Origin of the sequence: Bacillus sp. AM1(2019) (assembly GCF_009906915.1) — a bacterium.
Lineage (GTDB): Bacteria > Bacillota > Bacilli > Bacillales > Bacillaceae > Bacillus > Bacillus velezensis.
Map to the genome: position 1 here is coordinate 12,501 of NZ_CP047644.1, position 20,000 is coordinate 32,500.

Consider the following 20,000-nt stretch of genomic DNA (forward strand, 5'->3'; position numbering starts at 1 on the left):
GCTGTGAAGCAAGACCGGAAGGACTTGTGGAGCGCTTAGAAGTGAGAATGCCGGTATGAGTAGCGAAAGAGGGGTGAGAATCCCCTCCACCGAATGCCTAAGGTTTCCTGAGGAAGGCTCGTCCGCTCAGGGTTAGTCGGGACCTAAGCCGAGGCCGAAAGGCGTAGGCGATGGATAACAGGTTGATATTCCTGTACCACCTCCTCACCATTTGAGCAATGGGGGGACGCAGGAGGATAGGGTAAGCGCGGTATTGGATATCCGCGTCCAAGCAGTTAGGCTGGGAAATAGGCAAATCCGTTTCCCGTGAAGGCTGAGCTGTGATGGCGAGCGAATTATAGTAGCGAAGTTCCTGATTCCACACTGCCAAGAAAAGCCTCTAGCGAGGTGAGAGGTGCCCGTACCGCAAACCGACACAGGTAGGCGAGGAGAGAATCCTAAGGTGATCGAGAGAACTCTCGTTAAGGAACTCGGCAAAATGACCCCGTAACTTCGGGAGAAGGGGTGCTCTGTTAGGGTGCAAGCCCGAGAGAGCCGCAGTGAATAGGCCCAGGCGACTGTTTAGCAAAAACACAGGTCTCTGCGAAGCCGTAAGGCGAAGTATAGGGGCTGACGCCTGCCCGGTGCTGGAAGGTTAAGAGGAGCGCTTAGCGTAAGCGAAGGTGCGAATTGAAGCCCCAGTAAACGGCGGCCGTAACTATAACGGTCCTAAGGTAGCGAAATTCCTTGTCGGGTAAGTTCCGACCCGCACGAAAGGCGCAACGATCTGGGCACTGTCTCAACGAGAGACTCGGTGAAATTATAGTACCTGTGAAGATGCAGGTTACCCGCGACAGGACGGAAAGACCCCGTGGAGCTTTACTGCAGCCTGATATTGAATGTTGGTACAGCTTGTACAGGATAGGTAGGAGCCTTGGAAACCGGAGCGCCAGCTTCGGTGGAGGCATCGGTGGGATACTACCCTGGCTGTATTGACCTTCTAACCCGCCGCCCTTATCGGGCGGGGAGACAGTGTCAGGTGGGCAGTTTGACTGGGGCGGTCGCCTCCTAAAAGGTAACGGAGGCGCCCAAAGGTTCCCTCAGAATGGTTGGAAATCATTCGCAGAGTGTAAAGGCACAAGGGAGCTTGACTGCGAGACCTACAAGTCGAGCAGGGACGAAAGTCGGGCTTAGTGATCCGGTGGTTCCGCATGGAAGGGCCATCGCTCAACGGATAAAAGCTACCCCGGGGATAACAGGCTTATCTCCCCCAAGAGTCCACATCGACGGGGAGGTTTGGCACCTCGATGTCGGCTCATCGCATCCTGGGGCTGTAGTCGGTCCCAAGGGTTGGGCTGTTCGCCCATTAAAGCGGTACGCGAGCTGGGTTCAGAACGTCGTGAGACAGTTCGGTCCCTATCCGTCGCGGGCGCAGGAAATTTGAGAGGAGCTGTCCTTAGTACGAGAGGACCGGGATGGACGCACCGCTGGTGTACCAGTTGTTCTGCCAAGGGCATCGCTGGGTAGCTATGTGCGGACGGGATAAGTGCTGAAAGCATCTAAGCATGAAGCCCCCCTCAAGATGAGATTTCCCATTCCGCAAGGAAGTAAGATCCCTGAAAGATGATCAGGTTGATAGGTCTGAGGTGGAAGTGTGGCGACACATGGAGCTGACAGATACTAATCGATCGAGGACTTAACCAATTTGAATGTATGCTTACTGTTATCTAGTTTTGAGAGAACACTCTCAATGGTTTGGTGGCGATAGCGAAGAGGTCACACCCGTTCCCATGCCGAACACGGAAGTTAAGCTCTTCAGCGCCGATGGTAGTCGGGGGTTTCCCCCTGTGAGAGTAGGACGCCGCCAAGCTATCATTACGGTAAAGGCAGCTCATCATGAGCTGCCTTTTTTGTTTATAAGTATTGCTTCAGGAAATTAGAAACGTAATACGGAAGTTTGCGTTCCGTGACCTCTAAGAACCGGCGGATCATTACATAATCATCACTGACATGCTGTGTCAGCAGTTCATACCACCACTCCGTTTCATATCTCGCAATCATCCCGATATTGTAGAGAACCAAATAATGAATAATCATTTCCGGAAGATGCAGGAAGTGATCACGCTGAGAGGGAATGTAATATTGGTTTTTCTCCAAGTGAAACAATAAATTTGGTGAAGACCAAGGTTCTCTGTCTATCGGGTCAGCCTCAAAAACCAAGTGGTTATGGTCTTTCCTCAGAAAAGACCACTTCAAATGATGGCTGATATATTCAGCAAAGCGGGAATCAGACATATTGTAATGAATCACCGCATGCTCAGGCACTGAAATAAGGTCATCTTTCAGCTCTACTCGGGTCAGCCAATTCTTTTTCTCTTGGAAGTAAAAGACAGTATGCAATTCAGGAATGGCTGTCAGCAATTTCTTCATCGTATACCGTTCCTCCTCAAGACCAGCTATTCCGAATAAGTGCTTCATTACATGAATACATAAGCCATTGCGCTGCACCTTCACTTCATCATCCCTAAAGGAGTAATTTTGCTTTTTGCGTTTCCGGGCAGTCACGCCATGCGCGAGTACTGAGGCATGGCTTGGGTAGCTTGGATCTGTGGTCAGAAGACAGGCTTTCAGCAATTGTGACATCCCGTAAAACAACAGAATAGGCTTAATTTCTAAAGGGGAAAGAGATGCCTGCTTATAAAAGGACTCGGCGTGTTTGATAAAGAATATGAAGCGCTCACTGTTCTTAAACGCATATCGTTTTGGTTCTTCCATGCCGCTTTCTGTATAGACTTTATTTAGAAATTTCTGGGAAGATTCTACGGAATAAAATAATGATAACTCTTTCCACTCATGATCTCTCATACGTATTTTTAAACCCTTTCCTTTATCTAAATATTTCAACTCTTTTTCGCTTCCTTGACATGCTGTTTTCTAGTTGATAATCTACATATAATATTTTGCCGAAAAGAGGGGGATTTACTAATGTGGGAAAGTAAATTTTCAAAAGAAGGCTTAACGTTCGATGATGTACTGCTCGTACCGGCTCAATCAGACGTACTTCCGCGTGATGTGGATTTATCTGTTGAACTGACAAAGACGTTAAAGCTTAATATTCCTGTCATCAGTGCGGGAATGGATACAGTAACAGAATCAGCTATGGCGATTGCGATGGCCAGACAGGGCGGCTTGGGCATTATCCATAAAAACATGTCCATCGAACAGCAGGCTGAACATGTTGACAAAGTCAAACGTTCTGAACGGGGCGTTATTACAAATCCCTTCTTTTTAACACCTGATCATCAAGTATTCGATGCGGAGCATTTGATGGGTAAATACAGAATTTCCGGTGTTCCGATTGTAGATAATAAAGACGATCAAAAGCTTGTCGGTATCATTACAAACCGTGATCTTCGCTTTATCTCTGATTATTCAATGAAAATCAGTGATGTCATGACAAAAGAAGAGCTGGTTACGGCTCCTGTGGGAACCACATTAGACGAAGCAGAAAAAATCTTACAGAAACATAAAATTGAAAAACTTCCGTTAGTGGATGACCAAAACAAATTAAAAGGTCTTATCACGATCAAAGATATTGAAAAGGTTATCGAATTCCCGAATTCATCTAAAGATGAACACGGACGCCTTATTGTCGGCGCTGCGGTAGGCGTGACAGGCGATACAATGACACGCGTCAGCAAGCTTGTTGAAGCGAATGTCGACGTTATCGTGGTTGATACGGCTCACGGACATTCCAGAGGCGTACTGAACACAGTTGCGAAAATCCGTGAAACATATCCTGAACTGAACATTATCGCGGGAAATGTTGCAACGGCTGAAGCGACAAAAGCTCTGATTGAAGCCGGAGCAAATATTGTCAAAGTGGGAATCGGACCTGGTTCTATCTGTACGACACGCGTCGTTGCAGGTGTAGGCGTACCGCAGATCACTGCCATTTATGATTGCGCCACTGAAGCGAGAAAACACGGCGCGACAATTATCGCAGACGGCGGTATTAAATTCTCAGGAGATATTACGAAAGCGTTGGCTTCAGGCGGACATGCCGTAATGCTCGGAAGCCTGCTTGCCGGTACTTCAGAAAGCCCGGGAGAGACTGAAATCTATCAAGGCAGAAGATTTAAAGTGTATCGCGGTATGGGATCTGTCGCTGCCATGGAAAAAGGCAGTAAAGACCGATATTTCCAAGAAGAAAATAAGAAATTCGTCCCTGAAGGTATCGAAGGACGGACTCCGTACAAAGGTCCTGTAGAAGAAACAGTGTATCAGCTTGTCGGCGGTCTTCGTTCAGGTATGGGATATTGCGGTTCAAAAGACTTGCGTGCTTTAAGAGAAGAGGCTCAATTCATCCGTATGACAGGTGCCGGTCTTCGCGAAAGTCATCCGCATGATGTCCAAATTACGAAAGAATCACCAAACTACACAATCTCATAATTGTTACAAATAAAAAACATTTGACAGGGTCGCTGACTCTGTCTATTTTTTTTATATCGAGTGTGATAAAATTTATACTGTTGTGTTTTGAATTTGAATATGTCCTTAACGGCTTAATTATAGATTTAAAATGAATGACGGAGGTCGTAAGATTGAACATCACGAAATGGAAACAGCTGTTGGTGTCATTAGTGGTACTGGCACTGGCCGCAACTTGCTTTGTTCCGATGTCTAAAGCGGAGGCAGCCGGCAATGACCCGATTGATGTCAACGCATCAGCTGCGATAATGATTGAGGCTTCATCGGGAAAAATTTTATACAGTAAAAATGCAGACAAAAGACTGCCGATTGCCAGCATGACAAAAATGATGACTGAATATCTGCTTCTGGAAGCCATTAAAGAAGGAAAAGTGAAATGGGATCAAACGTATACTCCTGATGATTATGTCTATGAAATTTCTCAAGACAACAGTTTATCAAACGTCCCCCTTCGAAAAGACGGCAAATACACGGTTAAAGAACTGTATCAGGCTATGGCGATTTACTCTGCCAACGGAGCCGCGATTGCAGTTGCCGAAATTCTTGCCGGAACTGAAACGAAATTTGTCGCTGAAATGAATGCGAAAGCCAAAGAATTAGGTATGACAAACTATGATTTTAAAAATGCCACAGGGCTTGTGAATGAAGACCTTCACGGCAAGCAGCCGCAAGGAGAAGGCGTTAAAGAAGAAAGTGAAGTTTCTGCTAAAGACATGGCGCTTCTTGCAGACCGCCTGATCACTGATTATCCGGAAGTTCTCAAAACAACAAGCATCGCTAAGACGAAATTCAGAGCCGGCACTGATGATGAAATGGACATGCCGAACTGGAACTTCATGTTAAAAGGTCTTGTTTCTGAATACCCTGGCGTTGACGGCTTAAAAACGGGTTCTACTGATTCTGCGGGATCTTGTTTTACAAGTACAGCACAGCGGAACGGAATGCGGGTCATCACCGTTGTATTAAACGCAAAAGGCAACCTGCATACCGGACGTTTTGATGAAACGAAAAAAATGCTCGATTACGCATTTAACAGCAATTTCTCAATGAAAGATCTTTACCCTGAAGGCTCTCAAGTAAAAGGGCACAAAACGATTGACGTTGAAAAAGGGAAAGACAAGCAAGTCGATATTGTTACTGACAAGGCGCTTTCTATTCCTGTGAAAAGCGGGGATGAAAAGAACTATAAAGCCGAAGTGACTTTAGATAAAAAAGAAATCACGGCTCCTGTGAAAAAGGGAACGAAAGTCGGAACGCTGACAGTTACATACAAAGGCAGTGACAAAGACTATGGCTTCCTCAAATCCAAAGAGTTCAGCGTGAATCTTGTAACGAAAAATGATGTAGATAAAGCAAACTGGTTTGTTCAGATGATGCGCGGCATCGGCGGATTCTTCTCCGGTATCTGGAACAGCGCCGTTGACACGGTAACAGGCTGGTTTTAAGAAATAAGAAAGAGCTCTGATGAAAGTTAGGGCTCTTTTGCTTAATATACTGAAAAAACCAAATTATTAGTAAAAAAATGATATCTATCTTATTCATCTCGCTGTAAAATAAGAATACCCATATGAAATATTGTATTTCTGGGATACAATAAGAGATAGAAATTATCTAACTATACATTGACTAGGGGGACCAAATAATGGCTCAAACAGGTACTGATCGTGTAAAACGCGGCATGGCGGAAATGCAAAAAGGCGGCGTCATCATGGACGTTGTAAATGCTGAACAAGCGAAGATTGCGGAAGAGGCGGGAGCTGTTGCCGTAATGGCGTTAGAACGCGTTCCGGCTGATATTCGCGCTGCCGGCGGTGTTGCCCGCATGGCTGATCCGACAATCGTTGAAGAAGTAATGAATGCTGTATCCATTCCCGTAATGGCAAAAGCGCGTATCGGACATATCGTTGAAGCGCGTGTCCTTGAAGCAATGGGAGTAGATTACATCGATGAAAGTGAAGTTCTGACTCCGGCTGACGAAGAATTTCATTTAAATAAAAACGAATATACAGTCCCGTTCGTATGCGGCTGCCGTGATCTCGGCGAAGCAACGCGCCGTATCGCCGAAGGAGCTTCCATGCTTCGTACAAAAGGCGAACCGGGAACAGGAAACATTGTGGAAGCTGTCCGCCATATGAGAAAAGTAAACGCGCAAGTGCGCAAAGTTGTTGCGATGAGCGATGATGAGCTGATGACTGAAGCTAAAAACCTCGGCGCTCCTTATGAACTGCTTCTTCAAATCAAGCGTGACGGCAAACTGCCTGTAGTGAACTTTGCTGCCGGCGGAGTAGCGACGCCTGCTGACGCGGCATTGATGATGCAGCTTGGCGCTGACGGCGTATTTGTCGGTTCAGGTATTTTCAAATCAGACAACCCTGCTAAATTCGCCAAAGCAATTGTTGAAGCAACGACTCATTACACAGACTACAAACTGATCGCTGAGCTTTCTAAAGAATTAGGCACAGCAATGAAAGGAATCGAAATCTCAAATCTATTGCCGGAACAGCGTATGCAAGAACGCGGCTGGTAAAACCATAGGAGAGCTGGAAGCATGTTAACAATTGGTGTACTTGGACTTCAAGGAGCAGTAAGAGAACATATTCGTTCAATTGAAGCATGTGGTTCAAAAGGTGTCGTCATTAAGCGTCCTGAACAGCTGAATGACATCGACGGCTTAATCCTGCCGGGCGGGGAAAGCACGACGATGCGGCGTTTAATGGATACGTATCATTTTATGGAGCCGCTTCGCGAGTTTGCCGCCCAAGGCAAGCCGATGTTCGGCACATGCGCCGGTCTGATTATTTTAGCCAAAGAGATAGCGGGAACGGATAACGCTCATCTAGGGCTGTTGAACGTTGTCGTCGAGCGTAATTCCTTTGGCCGTCAGGTCGACAGCTTTGAAGCTGATCTGACGATTAAAGGCCTTGATGAGCCGTTTACGGGTGTATTTATTCGCGCGCCGCATATTTTAGAAGCCGGAGAAGATGTTGAAGTGCTTTGTGAGCATAACGGACGCATCGTGGCTGCAAAGCAGGGGAATTTCCTCGGCTGCTCGTTCCATCCTGAACTGACGGATGATCACCGGGTGACAGAGCTGTTTGTGAAGATGGCGGAAAAGCATAAGCAGGAAACAGCTGTATAAAACAGTTGAAAACCGCTGATACTTATAGTACATTATAAACACAAATAAAGATCGAAAAGCGTTGACAGGAAGCAGTAGGAAGCCTCTCTTTCAAAGAGAGCCGATGGGTGGTGCGAATCGGTGAAAGATGCTGTCCGAATCCGTCCTTGAGCGAAATGCTGAAACCAAGTAGGCATTTACGGGAAAACCGTTATGTGTTAAAGCGGGAAGCAAGTGTGAGCTTGTTTTCAATCAGGGTGGCAACGCGAGAGCTCTCGTCCCTTTTAGGGGATGAGGGCTCTTTTTTATTTTCGATAAAAATAGATAGGAGTTGTTAGGCATGATTGATACGAAGGTGCTGAGAGCCAATTTTCAAGAGGTAAAAGCGAAGCTCATTCCAAAAGGCGAAGACTTATCTGACTTTGACAAGTTTGAAGAGCTGGACGAAAAGAGAAGAGAGCTTATCGGTAAAGTAGAAGAACTGAAGGGAAAACGCAATGAAGTATCTCAGCAGGTCGCCGTTTTGAAACGGGAGAAAAAAGACGCTGATCATATTATTAAAGAGATGCGCGAAGTGGGCGAAGAAATTAAGAAGCTTGATGAAGAGCTTCGTACTGTCGAAACGACGCTCGAAACCATCCTTCTGTCTATTCCGAACATCCCGCACGATTCAGTGCCCGTCGGGGAAACGGAAGATGATAACATTGAAATCCGCAAGTGGGGAGAGGCGCCGGCATTTTCATATGAGCCGAAACCGCATTGGGATATCGCAGACCATTTAAACATTCTTGATTTCGAACGCGCTTCAAAAGTAACAGGCAGCCGGTTTGTGTTTTATAAAGGATTAGGCGCCCGCCTCGAACGCGCGCTCTACAACTTTATGCTGGATCTTCACGTTGATGAATATGATTACACGGAAGTCATTCCTCCTTATATGGTAAACCGTACGAGCATGACAGGCACGGGACAGCTTCCTAAATTTGAAGAGGATGCTTTTAAAATCAGAGAAGAAGATTATTTCTTAATTCCGACGGCGGAAGTGCCGATTACAAATATGCACCGCGATGAAATCTTATCCGGTGAGAACCTGCCGATCAATTATGCCGCATTCAGCGCTTGCTTCCGTTCAGAAGCGGGATCTGCCGGCCGTGATACACGCGGTTTGATCCGCCAGCATCAGTTCAACAAGGTTGAGCTTGTGAAATTCGTGAAGCCGGAAGATTCTTATGAAGAGCTTGAAAAACTGACGAATCAAGCTGAGCGGGTGCTTCAGCTGCTTGAACTGCCGTATCGTGTCATGAGCATGTGTACCGGTGATCTCGGCTTTACAGCCGCGAAAAAGTACGATATTGAGGTATGGATTCCAAGCCAAGACACATACCGTGAAATTTCTTCTTGCAGTAACTTTGAGGCCTTCCAGGCGAGACGCGCAAACATTCGATTCAGACGCGAAGCGAAAGGCAAGCCGGAGCATGTGCATACATTAAACGGTTCAGGTCTTGCAGTCGGCAGAACAGTAGCTGCCATCTTAGAAAACTATCAGCAGGAAGACGGAAGTGTCATCATTCCGAAAGTGCTTCGTCCTTATATGGGAAATAAAGAAGTCATCAAACCGTAAAAGGTGCGCCCTAGAGGCGCGCCTTTTTTGCTGCCCGGTATAGAGCGGCGGCATTCCGGGCTGTGCTTTCAAGGTTAAAACGGCCGGATGCTAAGGCGTCTTCAAGACTTACAGCACGCGGCACGATAGAAAATACAGCCGTTATTCCTGCGCTGTAAACTTGCTCGAAATTTTTGCCTAAGGAGCCCGCCAATGCGATAACGGGAATTTCTTGAGCAGATGCGCGTGCGGCGATCCCGGCGGGGGTTTTGCCGAATATCGTTTGTCCGTCAATCTGCCCCTCTCCGGTAATGACAAGGTCAGCGCCTCTTATCTGATCTGAGAAGGACAGTGTATCTAATACAACGTCAATCCCGCTTTGAAGTTCTGCCTGTAAGAAAGCGATCAGTCCGGCGCCGAGTCCCCCTGCGGCGCCCGCGCCTTTTACGGTATCCGCTTCGATATCGTGCTGACGTCTCAATACGTCAGCGAAATGGCGTAAGTTGCGATCCAATACAACTTTAGTCTTCTCGGATGCCCCTTTTTGCGGGCCGAAGACATATGACGCGCCGTTTTCACCGGTCAGAGGATTTTCGACATCACATGCGGCACGGATACGGATATGTTTCAGATCAGGAGAGAGACCGCTTATATCAATAGAAGCTAGGGTGTGCAGAGCGCCTCCGCCGTCAGGTATCTCCTGACCTTCCTCATTTAAGAAACGCACACCGAGCGCGCTCGCCATTCCTGTTCCGCCGTCATTGGTTGCGCTCCCGCCAAGCCCGATGATGATCTCACCCGCCCCGCGGGAAGCTGCATCTGCTATCAGTTCACCCGTTCCTCTTGTCGTTGTGTTCAACGGATCTCTGAGATGGCGGGGAACGAGATGAAGTCCCGATGCTTCCGCCATTTCAATGACTGCTGTGCGTCCGTCTCCCAGAAGTCCATATGCGGCGTTTACCGGCATTCCCAGCGGACCGGTCACAGTTTTTTTGATGATGCTTCCGCCAGTGGCATCCGTCAAAGCCTGAACGGTTCCTTCTCCGCCGTCGGCCGCGGGTATCTTGATATATTCCGCGTCAGGGAAGACCGCTTTGAATCCTTTTTCTATGCTGTCAGCGGCTTCTTTTGATGTCATGCTTTCTTTGAAAGAATCCGGTGCAATAATGATTTTCATTATGTTCTCCACCTTTATGAGCAGGTTATCTGTTTGAATCTATTCTTGATTTTTACTGTGTTTTCCTGCCCGTATGGCATACTGAGGTTGAATTGGACGCAAGACTTTTGTATGATAGTAAAGCTGACGGACAAGCCGTTTAAGAAATGAAATAAAAAATATGAAAAAGCGCTTGACTGAAATTTAGGTCATGTGTTATATTATTAAATGTCGATACGGAGGAATACCCAAGTCTGGCTGAAGGGATCGGTCTTGAAAACCGACAGGGGTGTCAAAGCCCGCGGGGGTTCGAATCCCTCTTCCTCCGCCATATTGATTTTAAACCTAATGAAACTCGAGCATATATTGGAGATTGTTTTGTCCGCTGCATGTGATGCAGCGGATTTTTTATATGCAAAAAAAGCGATTTTCTCTGTCCGGGGAAAATCGCTTTGCTGTTTTTATTTATTTCTGTTTTCGTTGATCACGTGACTGATTTTTTCGATCAAAGGTTCCAGTGACTGTTCATCAGCTTCAAGGTCATAATCTTCAATGCGCACTTTCAGCACAGGGCAGGCGTTAAAACCGCTGATCCAGTCTTCGTACCGTGTATACATCTCTTCCCAATAAGAGCGGTTTGTCTGCAGCTCCATCTCGCGGCCCCGCTTTTCAATCCGGTTTATAATGTTTTCAAGGTCGCCTTCTAAATAGATCAAAACATCAGGATGCGGGAAGTACGGCGTCATGACCATCGCCTCAAATAGGCTTGTGTATGTTGTGTAATCTGTCAGCGACATGGTTCCTTTATCGGCATGCATTTTTGCGAATATGCCTGTATCTTCATAAATCGAACGGTCCTGCACGAATCCGCCGCCTGATTCAAACATGTTTTTCTGCTCTTTGAACCGCTCAGCCAGAAAATAAATTTGTAAATGGAAGCTCCAACGTTCAAAATCGTGATAAAACTTCTCTAAATAAGGGTTTTCATCCACTTCCTCGAGTGAGGTATGAAACCCGAGCCGTTTTGCTAAAGCTTTGGTCAAAGTCGATTTTCCGACTCCTACCGTTCCCGCTACTGTTATAATGGCGTTGTTTGGAATATGAATGTCTTTCATTTAATAAGCTCCTTTACCTGACGGGCAATTCTTTCATAGTCTGTCTTATTCAAAACAAAGTCTTCAGTATCACCGTCAATGGTCAGTACAGATATATCCGGGTCTTCTTCCTGAAGCTGTCTGATGGCTGTGTCGTAATCTGTAATGAGACGTTCCAGATATTGATGCTCGATATTTTTCTCAAACGGGCGCCCGCGTTTTTCGATGCGTTGAAGCAATGTCGGCAGGCTTGCCTTTATGTATACAATGATATTCGGCTTCGGCAGGTCGTGAGTGAGCAGGTGATAGATCTGCTTATACTTCTCAAGCTTTTGGCCGTGCAATGTACGCTCTGCGAAAATAACATTTTTATAAATATGATAATCGGACAAAACGGGCTGTCCTTGTTTTAAATAATCTCGATCGGTGTCTTCAAGCTGTTTATACCTGTGACATAGAAAAAACATTTCAAGCTGGAAACTCCACTCCTCGATATTGTCATAAAACTTATCGAGATAAGGGTTGTCTTCCACAATCTCATTAATCATAGGAAAACCGAGCTCTTCAGAAAGCATCGTAGCGAGTGTCGTTTTTCCTGCCCCGATAGGACCTTCTACCGCGATAAAAGGGGCTCTGTTCATTGAAAATCCTCCTTAATTCTGCAAACATCCGTCAGCTGCCGGCCTTTATATTGTATCACACTCTCAGAAAAGCCCATGAAAAAAGACGCTTCCAATTAACGAAACGTCTCTTTCACAATATGAAATTGATCGCCGAGCAAAAGCCAGTTTTGCGGGAAAGAAAGGCCGAGTTTCCAATAGCTGATTCCTCTTAAATGAAGTTCTTTAATTAAATTGAATTTCGCTTGAATGGATCGTGCGTCTTCAAACCATACTTCATGCCGTCTCTGATTTTCATCCGTGTATCGGAAGAATGGAGCCTGGGCGGTTTCGTCATATTGAATGTCGACTTTATGGCGTGCTGCCAGAGCGATTGCCTGCTGAGGACTGACGGCTTTGGCTGTCGTTCCCTGTTTAAAAGGCAGTGTCCAATCATAGCCGTACATATTCTGGCCCATGACGATTTTTGAAGAAGGCATTTCCGTCAGCGCGTACTCAATGACATTTCTTACAGGGCCGATAGGTGATACGGCCTGAGCCGGGCCTCCGCTGTACCCCCACTCATATGTCATGATCACGACAAAGTCGACGATTTCTCCATGTGCCCTATAGTCATGTGCTTCGTACCATTTGCCGGCCTGAGTCGCGCTCGTTTTCGGAGCAAGCGCCGTTGAAATCTTCCAGCCTTCCCGATGAAAAATCGTCCTCGCTTCACGTAAAAAACGATTGTAGGCTTCTCTGTCCTGTGGACGTAAATATTCGAAATCAAAGTGAATATCGCGAAAGCCGTACTTTTTAGCCGTGGAGACGATTTCCTGAAAGAGTTTTGTTTTCACTGTATTGTCATTCAAGATGAGCCGCCCGAGTTCATCGCTGAATGCGTCATTTTCAAGGTTGGTGATGATCATCATCAGTGTGGTGTTGTGCCTGTCACTGATGCTTTTTAAATTGGTCAGAGGCGGTTCCTTTAAAGTCCCGTTCCGCTGCACTTGAAAACTGAATGCGCCGAGGTATGTTAAATAAGGAGAGGCCTCCCTTGCCGCCTGTTGGAGATTAGCGCTTACGCTCGTTCCCCGCGGTTCTATATATGCATTTGATTCGATATCGGGCTTATTCGCCTGCTGCGGAATGTAAAGGCGGGTTCCGGCTCTCAATGTGGTGCCGGGCTGAATTCCGTTAACCCTCGCAAGCTCCGCGGCCGATATATGAAAACGGCCGGCGATTGCCGCGAGAGTATCACCTTGTTTCACTTCGTAATATTGACCCTCAATCGGGATGACAAGGGTTTGTCCGACAACCAATGTATTTGGATTAGGCAGTTTATTTGCTTCCGCAATGACATTTGCGGCAGTCCGGTAGCGCGCCGCAATAGCGGAAAGCGTGTCGCCCCGTTTCACTATATAGATCTGAATGAAAAACGCCTCCTTTCATATCCGCTATCAAATATATGAAAAAAGGAGGCTGATCATGTTTATTTTTCGGCGGTAATTTGTTTTTCCGTGGTTATTTCTGCGAAGAGAACATTCTCCATCATGGTCAAAGCGAAATCATTGTCTTCGTCGTTATTGGAAGCGGTGCAGTCTTTCGGAATGGCAATGCTGTATTCTCTCATATAGGCGTCGTTGGCCGTGAACAGCACACAAATGTTCCCGGCAATCCCCGTGATGACTAATCGGTTCACTTGTAATTCGGTCAGAAGGGTGTGAAGCGCCGTTTCGTAAAAAGCGGAATGCTTCGGTTTAATGAGAAAATAATCATCCGGCTGAGGCGAAATATCTTTTATAATGGGGGCGCTTCTGTCGTTGCTGCATTCCTCCCTGATGGCATCAATATCAGCCTTCCAGAGCCCGTAATGATCATTAATATAAATAATCGGCCAGTTGCTTTGTTTTGCATGCTTCTTTAATGATAAAATACGGGGGACAATTTGTTTGGTTTTTTCAGCAAGACGTTCGCCCATATCAAATTGAAAATTGTTAATCATATCGACAATCAGAAGGGCTGTGTTGTTAGGTTCAGACAATACCGGCAACTCCTTTCTGCTGGGGTATTCCTATTTTAACCTTTATGAGACATGAAAAAACTTAAGAAGAGAGCTCGAACCTATGAATGATGAATATTATATGAGAGAAGCCATAAAAGAAGCGAAGAAAGCCGAAGCGAAAGGTGAAGTGCCGATCGGAGCAGTTCTTGTTCTGCACGATGAGATCGTGGCACGGGCGCATAATCTGCGGGAGACTGAACAGAGGTCGCTTGCCCACGCCGAAATGCTGGCGATAGACGAAGCGTGCCGTAAGCTGGGGACATGGAGACTTGAGGATGCCGTTCTTTATGTCACTTTGGAGCCGTGTCCGATGTGTGCGGGAGCCGTCGTGCTTTCGAGAGTCGATAAGGTCGTATTCGGCGCATTTGATCCCAAGGGGGGCTGTACAGGAACGCTGATGAACCTCTTGCAGGAAGAGCGGTTCAACCACCAAGCGGAAGTGGTGAGCGGCGTGCTCGGAGAAGAGTGCGGAGAAATGCTCAGCGCTTTTTTCAGAAAGCTGCGCCGGCAAAAGAAAGACATGAGGAAAAAGTTGTCTGAGTAGTACGGTTGCATTTTCTGCCTGAAGCAGATATACTTATGTGTGCATCATGAATGGTGCGCATATCAAAATTTGATATTTATTTTGCCGTGCTAAGCGGGGAGGTAGCGGTGCCCTGTACCCGCAATCCGCTCTAGCGGGGCCGAATCCCTTCTCGAGGTTCGTTTACTGTAAGGTCTGCCTTAAGTAAGTGGCGTTGACGTCTGGGTCCTGCGCAATGGGAATTCATGAACCATGTCAGGTCCGGAAGGAAGCAGCATTAAGTGAAACCTCTCATGTGCCGCAGGGTTGCCTGGGCTGAGCTAACTGCTTAAGTAACGCTTAGGGTAGCGAATCGACAGAAGGTGCACGGTAAATCAATCATCAAATTTCAGACTCACCTGTTTATGGCAGGTGAGTTTTTTCGTATATGAAAAACGGGTTTTGGCGTTAAAAGCACGTTCATGTATAATAAACATGATGAATAACAGAGGAGGGCGCATCCTGTGGGTTACCAAGCTTTATATCGAGTATTTAGGCCTCAGCAGTTTGAAGATGTGGTCGGACAGGAACACATTACGAAAACGCTGCAAAATGCCCTTTTGCAAAAGAAATTTTCTCATGCATATCTGTTTTCTGGACCGCGGGGAACGGGAAAAACCAGTGCAGCTAAAATATTTGCGAAAGCAGTCAACTGTGAGCACGCCCCCGTAGAAGAACCGTGCAATGAATGTGCGGCGTGCAAGGGGATCACAAACGGCTCTATATCAGATGTGATTGAAATAGATGCGGCGTCGAATAACGGCGTAGACGAAATCCGCGACATCCGTGACAAAGTAAAATTCGCCCCGTCGGCCGTCACCTACAAAGTATATATTATAGATGAGGTGCATATGCTCTCTATCGGCGCATTCAATGCGCTTCTGAAAACGCTGGAAGAACCGCCGGCACATTGCATTTTCATATTAGCTACGACTGAGCCTCATAAGATTCCTTTAACCATTATCTCCAGATGTCAGCGTTTTGACTTCAAACGGATTACATCCAAAGCAATTGTCGGACGAATGAAGACAATCGTCGATGCAGAGCAGCTGAAGGTGGAAGAAGGAGCCCTTGATATCATAGCGAGTGCTGCGGACGGAGGAATGAGGGACGCGCTGAGCCTGCTCGATCAAGCCGTATCATTCAGCGGCGAGGAGCTGTCGGTGGATGACGCATTGCTCATTACCGGAGCCGTTTCTCAGCACTATATTGGAAAACTGGCATCTGCTCTTCACCGCAAACAGGTTTCCGAGGCATTGGAAACACTGAATGAATTGCTCCAGCAGGGGAAAGATGCGGCCAAACTGATTGAAGATATGATTTTCTATTTCAGGGATATGCTCTTGTACCAGGCCGCTCCCGGTTTAGAAGGAGTCCTGGAAAAGGTGAAGGTCGATGAAACGTTTCGGAATCTGAGCGGTGACATACCGGCCCCCGCTTTATATGAGATGATTGATATCCTGAATAAAAGCCATCAGGAAATGAAGTGGACGAACCACCCAAGAATCTTTTTTGAAGTGGCTGTCGTGAAAATATGCCAGACGGCACAGCAATCCGCCGGAGACATCCCTGAGGTCGGCATGCTGATGAATAAGATCCAGCAGCTTGAGCAGGAAGTAGAAAGGCTGAAAACCTCCGGTGTGAAGGTTCAGATGGAAAGCGCTCCGAAAGAAGCTCCGCGTCCTCAAAAAGGCGGAAAAAGCCATTATAAAGCCCCGGTCGGAAGAATTCATGAGATATTGAAGGAAGCCACAAGACCTGATCTTGAACAGCTTAAAAGCAGCTGGGGCAAGCTGCTGGCACACCTGAAACAGCAGAATAAGGTGTCTCATGCGGCTCTTTTGAATGACAGTGAACCGGTAGCTGCAGCTCAAAAGGCATTTGTGCTTAAATTTAAATACGAAATCCATTGTAAAATGGTTGCAGAAGACAATAATGGAGTCCGTACGAATCTTGAACAGATTCTCGAATCAATGCTCGGGAAAAGAATGGATTTGATTGGCGTTCCGGAAGCACAATGGGGTAAAATAAGAGAAGAATTTTTAAATGATCACCAGCAGGAAAGTGAAGGATCAAACGAACCGGCTGAAGAAGATCCGCTGATTGCAGAGGCGAAAAAACTTGTCGGAGCGGATTTAATCGAAATAAAAGACTAATAAGATGAAAGAGAGTGATTGAATATGCGTGGCGGAATGGGAAACATGCAAAAAATGATGAAACAAATGCAAAAAATGCAAAAGGATATGGCGAAGGCTCAGGAGGAGCTTGCTGAAAAAGTGCTTGAAGGCACAGCAGGCGGCGGTATGGTGACTGTAAAAGTCAACGGCCAAAAAGAAGTTGTAGACGTTGCCATTAAAGAAGAAGTCGTTGATCCGGAAGATATCGAAATGCTTCAGGACCTGGTTCTTGCTGCGACAAACGACGCCCTCAAAAAAGTGGATGACATGACGAATGAGACAATGGGACAATTTACAAAAGGAATGAACATACCGGGTTTATTCTAGGGGGATAAATAAACATGCAGTATCCTGAACCAATATCAAAGCTGATTGACAGCTTTATGAAATTGCCAGGGATCGGACCGAAAACAGCGGTTCGTCTGGCTTTTTTTGTTCTAGGTATGAAAGAAGACACAGTATTGGATTTTGCTAAGGCGCTTGTCAATGCGAAGCGGAATCTGACATATTGCTCAATTTGCGGACATATAACAGATCAGGACCCTTGTTATATATGTGAGGACACAAGGAGGGATAAGTCTGTTATTTGTGTCGTGCAAGACCCTAAGGATGTGATCGCAATGGAGAAAATGAAGGAATATAACGGCCAGTATCATGTTCTTCACGGCGCGATTTCACCAATGGACGGCATCGGCCCGGAGGATATTAAGATTCCGGAGCTGCTGAAACGTCTTCAGGATGATCAAGTGACAGAAGTTATTCTCGCAACCAACCCTAATATTGAAGGGGAAGCAACAGCGATGTATATATCAAGGCTGTTAAAGCCCTCAGGCATCAAGCTCTCCCGTATTGCCCACGGTCTGCCCGTCGGCGGTGATTTGGAATATGCTGATGAGGTCACTCTTTCAAAAGCTCTTGAAGGAAGACGTGAATTGTAAGGGAGGAAAAGGCAAGGCATGGGTTTTCTTCGCAGAAATACATTAAGAAAAGAGTTTGATGAGAAGCTGATAGAACAGCTCTTTAAACAAAAAGAAGAATGGAACAGACAGAAGAGTCTGGTCGAGAAAAGTCTCGAGCCCTCCGCTGAGGTGTTGTTTGAGCTGAAAGTCGCTGAATCTAAGTACTTTTTTTATTTGAAAGAAGCGAAGCAGCGGAATTTGAAAATGAGCAGATGGAAGTAAGAGGTCTATTCTCCGGGATCTTCTCATAAGCTTGTACTAAACAAGCGAGGGGGAAGATTCATGGAGCCTTTTTTCATTATCGGTTTGATTGTCGGTCTGGTTGCTTTGCTTTTTTTATGGGGAGTATCTTCAAAACCGCTAAGATGGATCGGTGTGACTGCCATTAAATTTGTTGCCGGCGCGATTTTGCTGGTGGGTGTGAACTTGTTCGGGGGCAGTCTCGGTATTCATATCCCTGTTAACCTGATTACAACGGGCATCAGCGGGATTCTGGGGATTCCCGGCATTGCGGCTTTGATAGTCATTAAACGCTTCATCATTTAATTTGTCGATTATTGTTGACATGTTGGATCAATGGTGGTATTCTAATATACGTCGCTGATGACGAAACGAATTCTTAAAAAGAAATTTTAAAAAGTTATTGACGGCATTGAAGTTGATATGTTACAATAATTAAGTCGCTTCAAGAGCGATGGACAAAGTTCTTTGAAAACTAAACAAGACAAAACGTACCTGTTAATTCAAAGTTTTAAATAAATCGCACAGCGATGTGCGTAGTCAGTCAAACACTTTATCGGAGAGTTTGATCCTGGCTCAGGACGAACGCTGGCGGCGTGCCTAATACATGCAAGTCGAGCGGACAGATGGGAGCTTGCTCCCTGATGTTAGCGGCGGACGGGTGAGTAACACGTGGGTAACCTGCCTGTAAGACTGGGATAACTCCGGGAAACCGGGGCTAATACCGGATGCTTGTTTGAACCGCATGGTTCAGACATAAAAGGTGGCTTCGGCTACCACTTACAGATGGACCCGCGGCGCATTAGCTAGTTGGTGAGGTAACGGCTCACCAAGGCGACGATGCGTAGCCGACCTGAGAGGGTGATCGGCCACACTGGGACTGAGACACGGCCCAGACTCCTACGGGAGGCAGCAGTAGGGAATCTTCCGCAATGGACGAAAGTCTGACGGAGCAACGCCGCGTGAGTGATGAAGGTTTTCGGATCGTAAAGCTCTGTTGTTAGGGAAGAACAAGTGCCGTTCAAATAGGGCGGCACCTTGACGGTACCTAACCAGAAAGCCACGGCTAACTACGTGCCAGCAGCCGCGGTAATACGTAGGTGGCAAGCGTTGTCCGGAATTATTGGGCGTAAAGGGCTCGCAGGCGGTTTCTTAAGTCTGATGTGAAAGCCCCCGGCTCAACCGGGGAGGGTCATTGGAAACTGGGGAACTTGAGTGCAGAAGAGGAGAGTGGAATTCCACGTGTAGCGGTGAAATGCGTAGAGATGTGGAGGAACACCAGTGGCGAAGGCGACTCTCTGGTCTGTAACTGACGCTGAGGAGCGAAAGCGTGGGGAGCGAACAGGATTAGATACCCTGGTAGTCCACGCCGTAAACGATGAGTGCTAAGTGTTAGGGGGTTTCCGCCCCTTAGTGCTGCAGCTAACGCATTAAGCACTCCGCCTGGGGAGTACGGTCGCAAGACTGAAACTCAAAGGAATTGACGGGGGCCCGCACAAGCGGTGGAGCATGTGGTTTAATTCGAAGCAACGCGAAGAACCTTACCAGGTCTTGACATCCTCTGACAATCCTAGAGATAGGACGTCCCCTTCGGGGGCAGAGTGACAGGTGGTGCATGGTTGTCGTCAGCTCGTGTCGTGAGATGTTGGGTTAAGTCCCGCAACGAGCGCAACCCTTGATCTTAGTTGCCAGCATTCAGTTGGGCACTCTAAGGTGACTGCCGGTGACAAACCGGAGGAAGGTGGGGATGACGTCAAATCATCATGCCCCTTATGACCTGGGCTACACACGTGCTACAATGGACAGAACAAAGGGCAGCGAAACCGCGAGGTTAAGCCAATCCCACAAATCTGTTCTCAGTTCGGATCGCAGTCTGCAACTCGACTGCGTGAAGCTGGAATCGCTAGTAATCGCGGATCAGCATGCCGCGGTGAATACGTTCCCGGGCCTTGTACACACCGCC

17 protein-coding genes, 1 tRNA gene, 3 rRNA genes, 1 other RNA gene and 1 other annotated feature (2 of these 23 cut by a window edge) are annotated in these 20,000 nt (G+C 46.8%); of the genes, 16 read left to right on the forward strand and 6 right to left on the reverse strand.

Annotated features, from left to right (window positions below; all coding sequences use genetic code 11):
* Both GNE05_RS00055 and rrf read left to right on the forward strand, forming a co-directional pair.
* Window positions 1–1,683 (forward strand): 23S ribosomal RNA (locus GNE05_RS00055); it begins 1,247 nt to the left of the window's first position.
* A gap of 50 nt (window positions 1,684–1,733) precedes the next feature.
* Window positions 1,734–1,849 (forward strand): 5S ribosomal RNA (gene rrf / locus GNE05_RS00060).
* A gap of 44 nt (window positions 1,850–1,893) precedes the next feature.
* Here rrf and GNE05_RS00065 read toward each other — a convergent pair.
* Entirely contained in the window at window positions 1,894–2,844 is a 951-nt protein-coding gene (locus GNE05_RS00065; RefSeq protein WP_031304321.1) for a YaaC family protein, read from the reverse strand.
* A gap of 120 nt (window positions 2,845–2,964) precedes the next feature.
* Between GNE05_RS00065 and guaB the strand changes: the two genes are divergently transcribed.
* From guaB to serS, 5 genes are all read left to right on the forward strand, one after another.
* On the forward strand, window positions 2,965–4,431 hold the full coding sequence (gene guaB / locus GNE05_RS00070) for an IMP dehydrogenase (RefSeq protein WP_003150717.1): 1,467 nt from the start codon (window positions 2,965–2,967) through the stop codon (window positions 4,429–4,431).
* Window positions 4,432–4,583: 152 nt separating this feature from the next.
* On the forward strand, window positions 4,584–5,915 hold the full coding sequence (gene dacA, locus GNE05_RS00075; protein WP_011996156.1) for a D-alanyl-D-alanine carboxypeptidase: 1,332 nt from the start codon (window positions 4,584–4,586) through the stop codon (window positions 5,913–5,915).
* A 197-nt stretch (window positions 5,916–6,112) separates the two neighbouring features.
* Complete coding sequence (pdxS, locus tag GNE05_RS00080) at window positions 6,113–6,997, forward strand: pyridoxal 5'-phosphate synthase lyase subunit PdxS (protein WP_003150714.1); 885 nt, start codon at window positions 6,113–6,115, stop codon at window positions 6,995–6,997.
* 21 nt (window positions 6,998–7,018) lie between these two features.
* Complete coding sequence (pdxT, locus tag GNE05_RS00085) at window positions 7,019–7,609, forward strand: pyridoxal 5'-phosphate synthase glutaminase subunit PdxT (protein ID WP_007615126.1); 591 nt, start codon at window positions 7,019–7,021, stop codon at window positions 7,607–7,609.
* A gap of 52 nt (window positions 7,610–7,661) precedes the next feature.
* Window positions 7,662–7,874, forward strand: a binding site (T-box leader).
* 54 nt (window positions 7,875–7,928) lie between these two features.
* The gene (gene serS, locus GNE05_RS00090) at window positions 7,929–9,206 is read left to right on the forward strand and encodes a serine--tRNA ligase (protein WP_007408744.1); all 1,278 of its coding nucleotides are present in this window, start codon (window positions 7,929–7,931) and stop codon (window positions 9,204–9,206) included.
* Between the two features lie 10 nt (window positions 9,207–9,216).
* On the opposite strand, the gene GNE05_RS00095 is transcribed toward serS, so the two are convergent.
* Window positions 9,217–10,362 (reverse strand): glycerate kinase, encoded by a 1,146-nt coding sequence (locus GNE05_RS00095; RefSeq protein WP_160182319.1) that lies wholly within the window; start codon window positions 10,360–10,362, stop codon window positions 9,217–9,219.
* 217 nt (window positions 10,363–10,579) lie between these two features.
* Here GNE05_RS00095 and GNE05_RS00100 point away from each other — a divergent pair.
* Window positions 10,580–10,672 (forward strand) — tRNA-Ser (locus GNE05_RS00100).
* Between the two features lie 130 nt (window positions 10,673–10,802).
* Here GNE05_RS00100 and dck read toward each other — a convergent pair.
* From dck to GNE05_RS00120, 4 genes are all read right to left on the reverse strand, one after another.
* Complete coding sequence (dck, locus tag GNE05_RS00105; RefSeq protein ID WP_007615132.1) at window positions 10,803–11,456, reverse strand: deoxyadenosine/deoxycytidine kinase; 654 nt, start codon at window positions 11,454–11,456, stop codon at window positions 10,803–10,805.
* Entirely contained in the window at window positions 11,453–12,076 is a 624-nt protein-coding gene (gene dgk / locus GNE05_RS00110) for a deoxyguanosine kinase (RefSeq protein WP_011996159.1), read from the reverse strand. Before dgk ends, dck begins: the two co-directional genes overlap by 4 nt.
* Before the next feature lie 95 nt (window positions 12,077–12,171).
* On the reverse strand, window positions 12,172–13,455 hold the full coding sequence (locus GNE05_RS00115; protein ID WP_040238645.1) for a glycoside hydrolase family 18 protein: 1,284 nt from the start codon (window positions 13,453–13,455) through the stop codon (window positions 12,172–12,174).
* A gap of 71 nt (window positions 13,456–13,526) precedes the next feature.
* Window positions 13,527–14,078 carry a cysteine hydrolase family protein gene (locus tag GNE05_RS00120; RefSeq protein WP_076982851.1) on the reverse strand — a complete coding sequence of 184 codons (552 nt, stop codon included), beginning with the start codon at window positions 14,076–14,078 and terminating at the stop codon, window positions 13,527–13,529.
* A gap of 82 nt (window positions 14,079–14,160) precedes the next feature.
* Here GNE05_RS00120 and tadA point away from each other — a divergent pair, with 82 nt between their 5' ends.
* The 8 genes from tadA to GNE05_RS00160 form a co-directional block, all read left to right on the forward strand.
* Complete coding sequence (gene tadA / locus GNE05_RS00125; protein ID WP_007615141.1) at window positions 14,161–14,643, forward strand: tRNA adenosine(34) deaminase TadA; 483 nt, start codon at window positions 14,161–14,163, stop codon at window positions 14,641–14,643.
* Between the two features lie 84 nt (window positions 14,644–14,727).
* Window positions 14,728–14,992: signal recognition particle sRNA large type (gene ffs / locus GNE05_RS00130), an RNA gene on the forward strand.
* A gap of 133 nt (window positions 14,993–15,125) precedes the next feature.
* On the forward strand, window positions 15,126–16,817 hold the full coding sequence (dnaX, locus tag GNE05_RS00135; protein ID WP_003150701.1) for a DNA polymerase III subunit gamma/tau: 1,692 nt from the start codon (window positions 15,126–15,128) through the stop codon (window positions 16,815–16,817).
* Between the two features lie 24 nt (window positions 16,818–16,841).
* Window positions 16,842–17,165 carry a YbaB/EbfC family nucleoid-associated protein gene (locus tag GNE05_RS00140; RefSeq protein WP_003150700.1) on the forward strand — a complete coding sequence of 108 codons (324 nt, stop codon included), beginning with the start codon at window positions 16,842–16,844 and terminating at the stop codon, window positions 17,163–17,165.
* Between the two features lie 14 nt (window positions 17,166–17,179).
* Entirely contained in the window at window positions 17,180–17,776 is a 597-nt protein-coding gene (gene recR / locus GNE05_RS00145; RefSeq protein ID WP_003150697.1) for a recombination protein RecR, read from the forward strand.
* Window positions 17,777–17,794: 18 nt separating this feature from the next.
* Entirely contained in the window at window positions 17,795–18,019 is a 225-nt protein-coding gene (locus GNE05_RS00150) for a YaaL family protein (RefSeq protein ID WP_007408755.1), read from the forward strand.
* 60 nt (window positions 18,020–18,079) lie between these two features.
* Window positions 18,080–18,343, forward strand: a complete 264-nt coding sequence (locus GNE05_RS00155; RefSeq protein ID WP_021494556.1) for a pro-sigmaK processing inhibitor BofA family protein — start codon at window positions 18,080–18,082, stop codon at window positions 18,341–18,343.
* 247 nt (window positions 18,344–18,590) lie between these two features.
* A 16S ribosomal RNA gene (locus GNE05_RS00160) occupies window positions 18,591–20,000 on the forward strand; it runs 140 nt beyond the window's last position.

What these genes read in the sequence shown, in the direction of transcription:
- pdxT (WP_007615126.1), top strand. Translation starts at nt 7,019, where the DNA reads ATGTTAACAATTGGTGTACTTGGACTTCAAGGAGCAGTAAGAGAACAT.
- dck (WP_007615132.1), bottom strand. Translation starts at nt 11,456, where the DNA reads ATGAAAGACATTCATATTCCAAACAACGCCATTATAACAGTAGCGGGA.
- dgk (WP_011996159.1), bottom strand. Translation starts at nt 12,076, where the DNA reads ATGAACAGAGCCCCTTTTATCGCGGTAGAAGGTCCTATCGGGGCAGGA.
- GNE05_RS00065 (WP_031304321.1), bottom strand. Translation starts at nt 2,844, where the DNA reads ATGAGAGATCATGAGTGGAAAGAGTTATCATTATTTTATTCCGTAGAA.
- pdxS (WP_003150714.1), top strand. Translation starts at nt 6,113, where the DNA reads ATGGCTCAAACAGGTACTGATCGTGTAAAACGCGGCATGGCGGAAATG.
- guaB (WP_003150717.1), top strand. Translation starts at nt 2,965, where the DNA reads ATGTGGGAAAGTAAATTTTCAAAAGAAGGCTTAACGTTCGATGATGTA.
- GNE05_RS00140 (WP_003150700.1), top strand. Translation starts at nt 16,842, where the DNA reads ATGCGTGGCGGAATGGGAAACATGCAAAAAATGATGAAACAAATGCAA.
- GNE05_RS00155 (WP_021494556.1), top strand. Translation starts at nt 18,080, where the DNA reads ATGGAGCCTTTTTTCATTATCGGTTTGATTGTCGGTCTGGTTGCTTTG.
- recR (WP_003150697.1), top strand. Translation starts at nt 17,180, where the DNA reads ATGCAGTATCCTGAACCAATATCAAAGCTGATTGACAGCTTTATGAAA.
- GNE05_RS00150 (WP_007408755.1), top strand. Translation starts at nt 17,795, where the DNA reads ATGGGTTTTCTTCGCAGAAATACATTAAGAAAAGAGTTTGATGAGAAG.
- serS (WP_007408744.1), top strand. Translation starts at nt 7,929, where the DNA reads ATGATTGATACGAAGGTGCTGAGAGCCAATTTTCAAGAGGTAAAAGCG.
- tadA (WP_007615141.1), top strand. Translation starts at nt 14,161, where the DNA reads ATGAATGATGAATATTATATGAGAGAAGCCATAAAAGAAGCGAAGAAA.
- GNE05_RS00095 (WP_160182319.1), bottom strand. Translation starts at nt 10,362, where the DNA reads ATGAAAATCATTATTGCACCGGATTCTTTCAAAGAAAGCATGACATCA.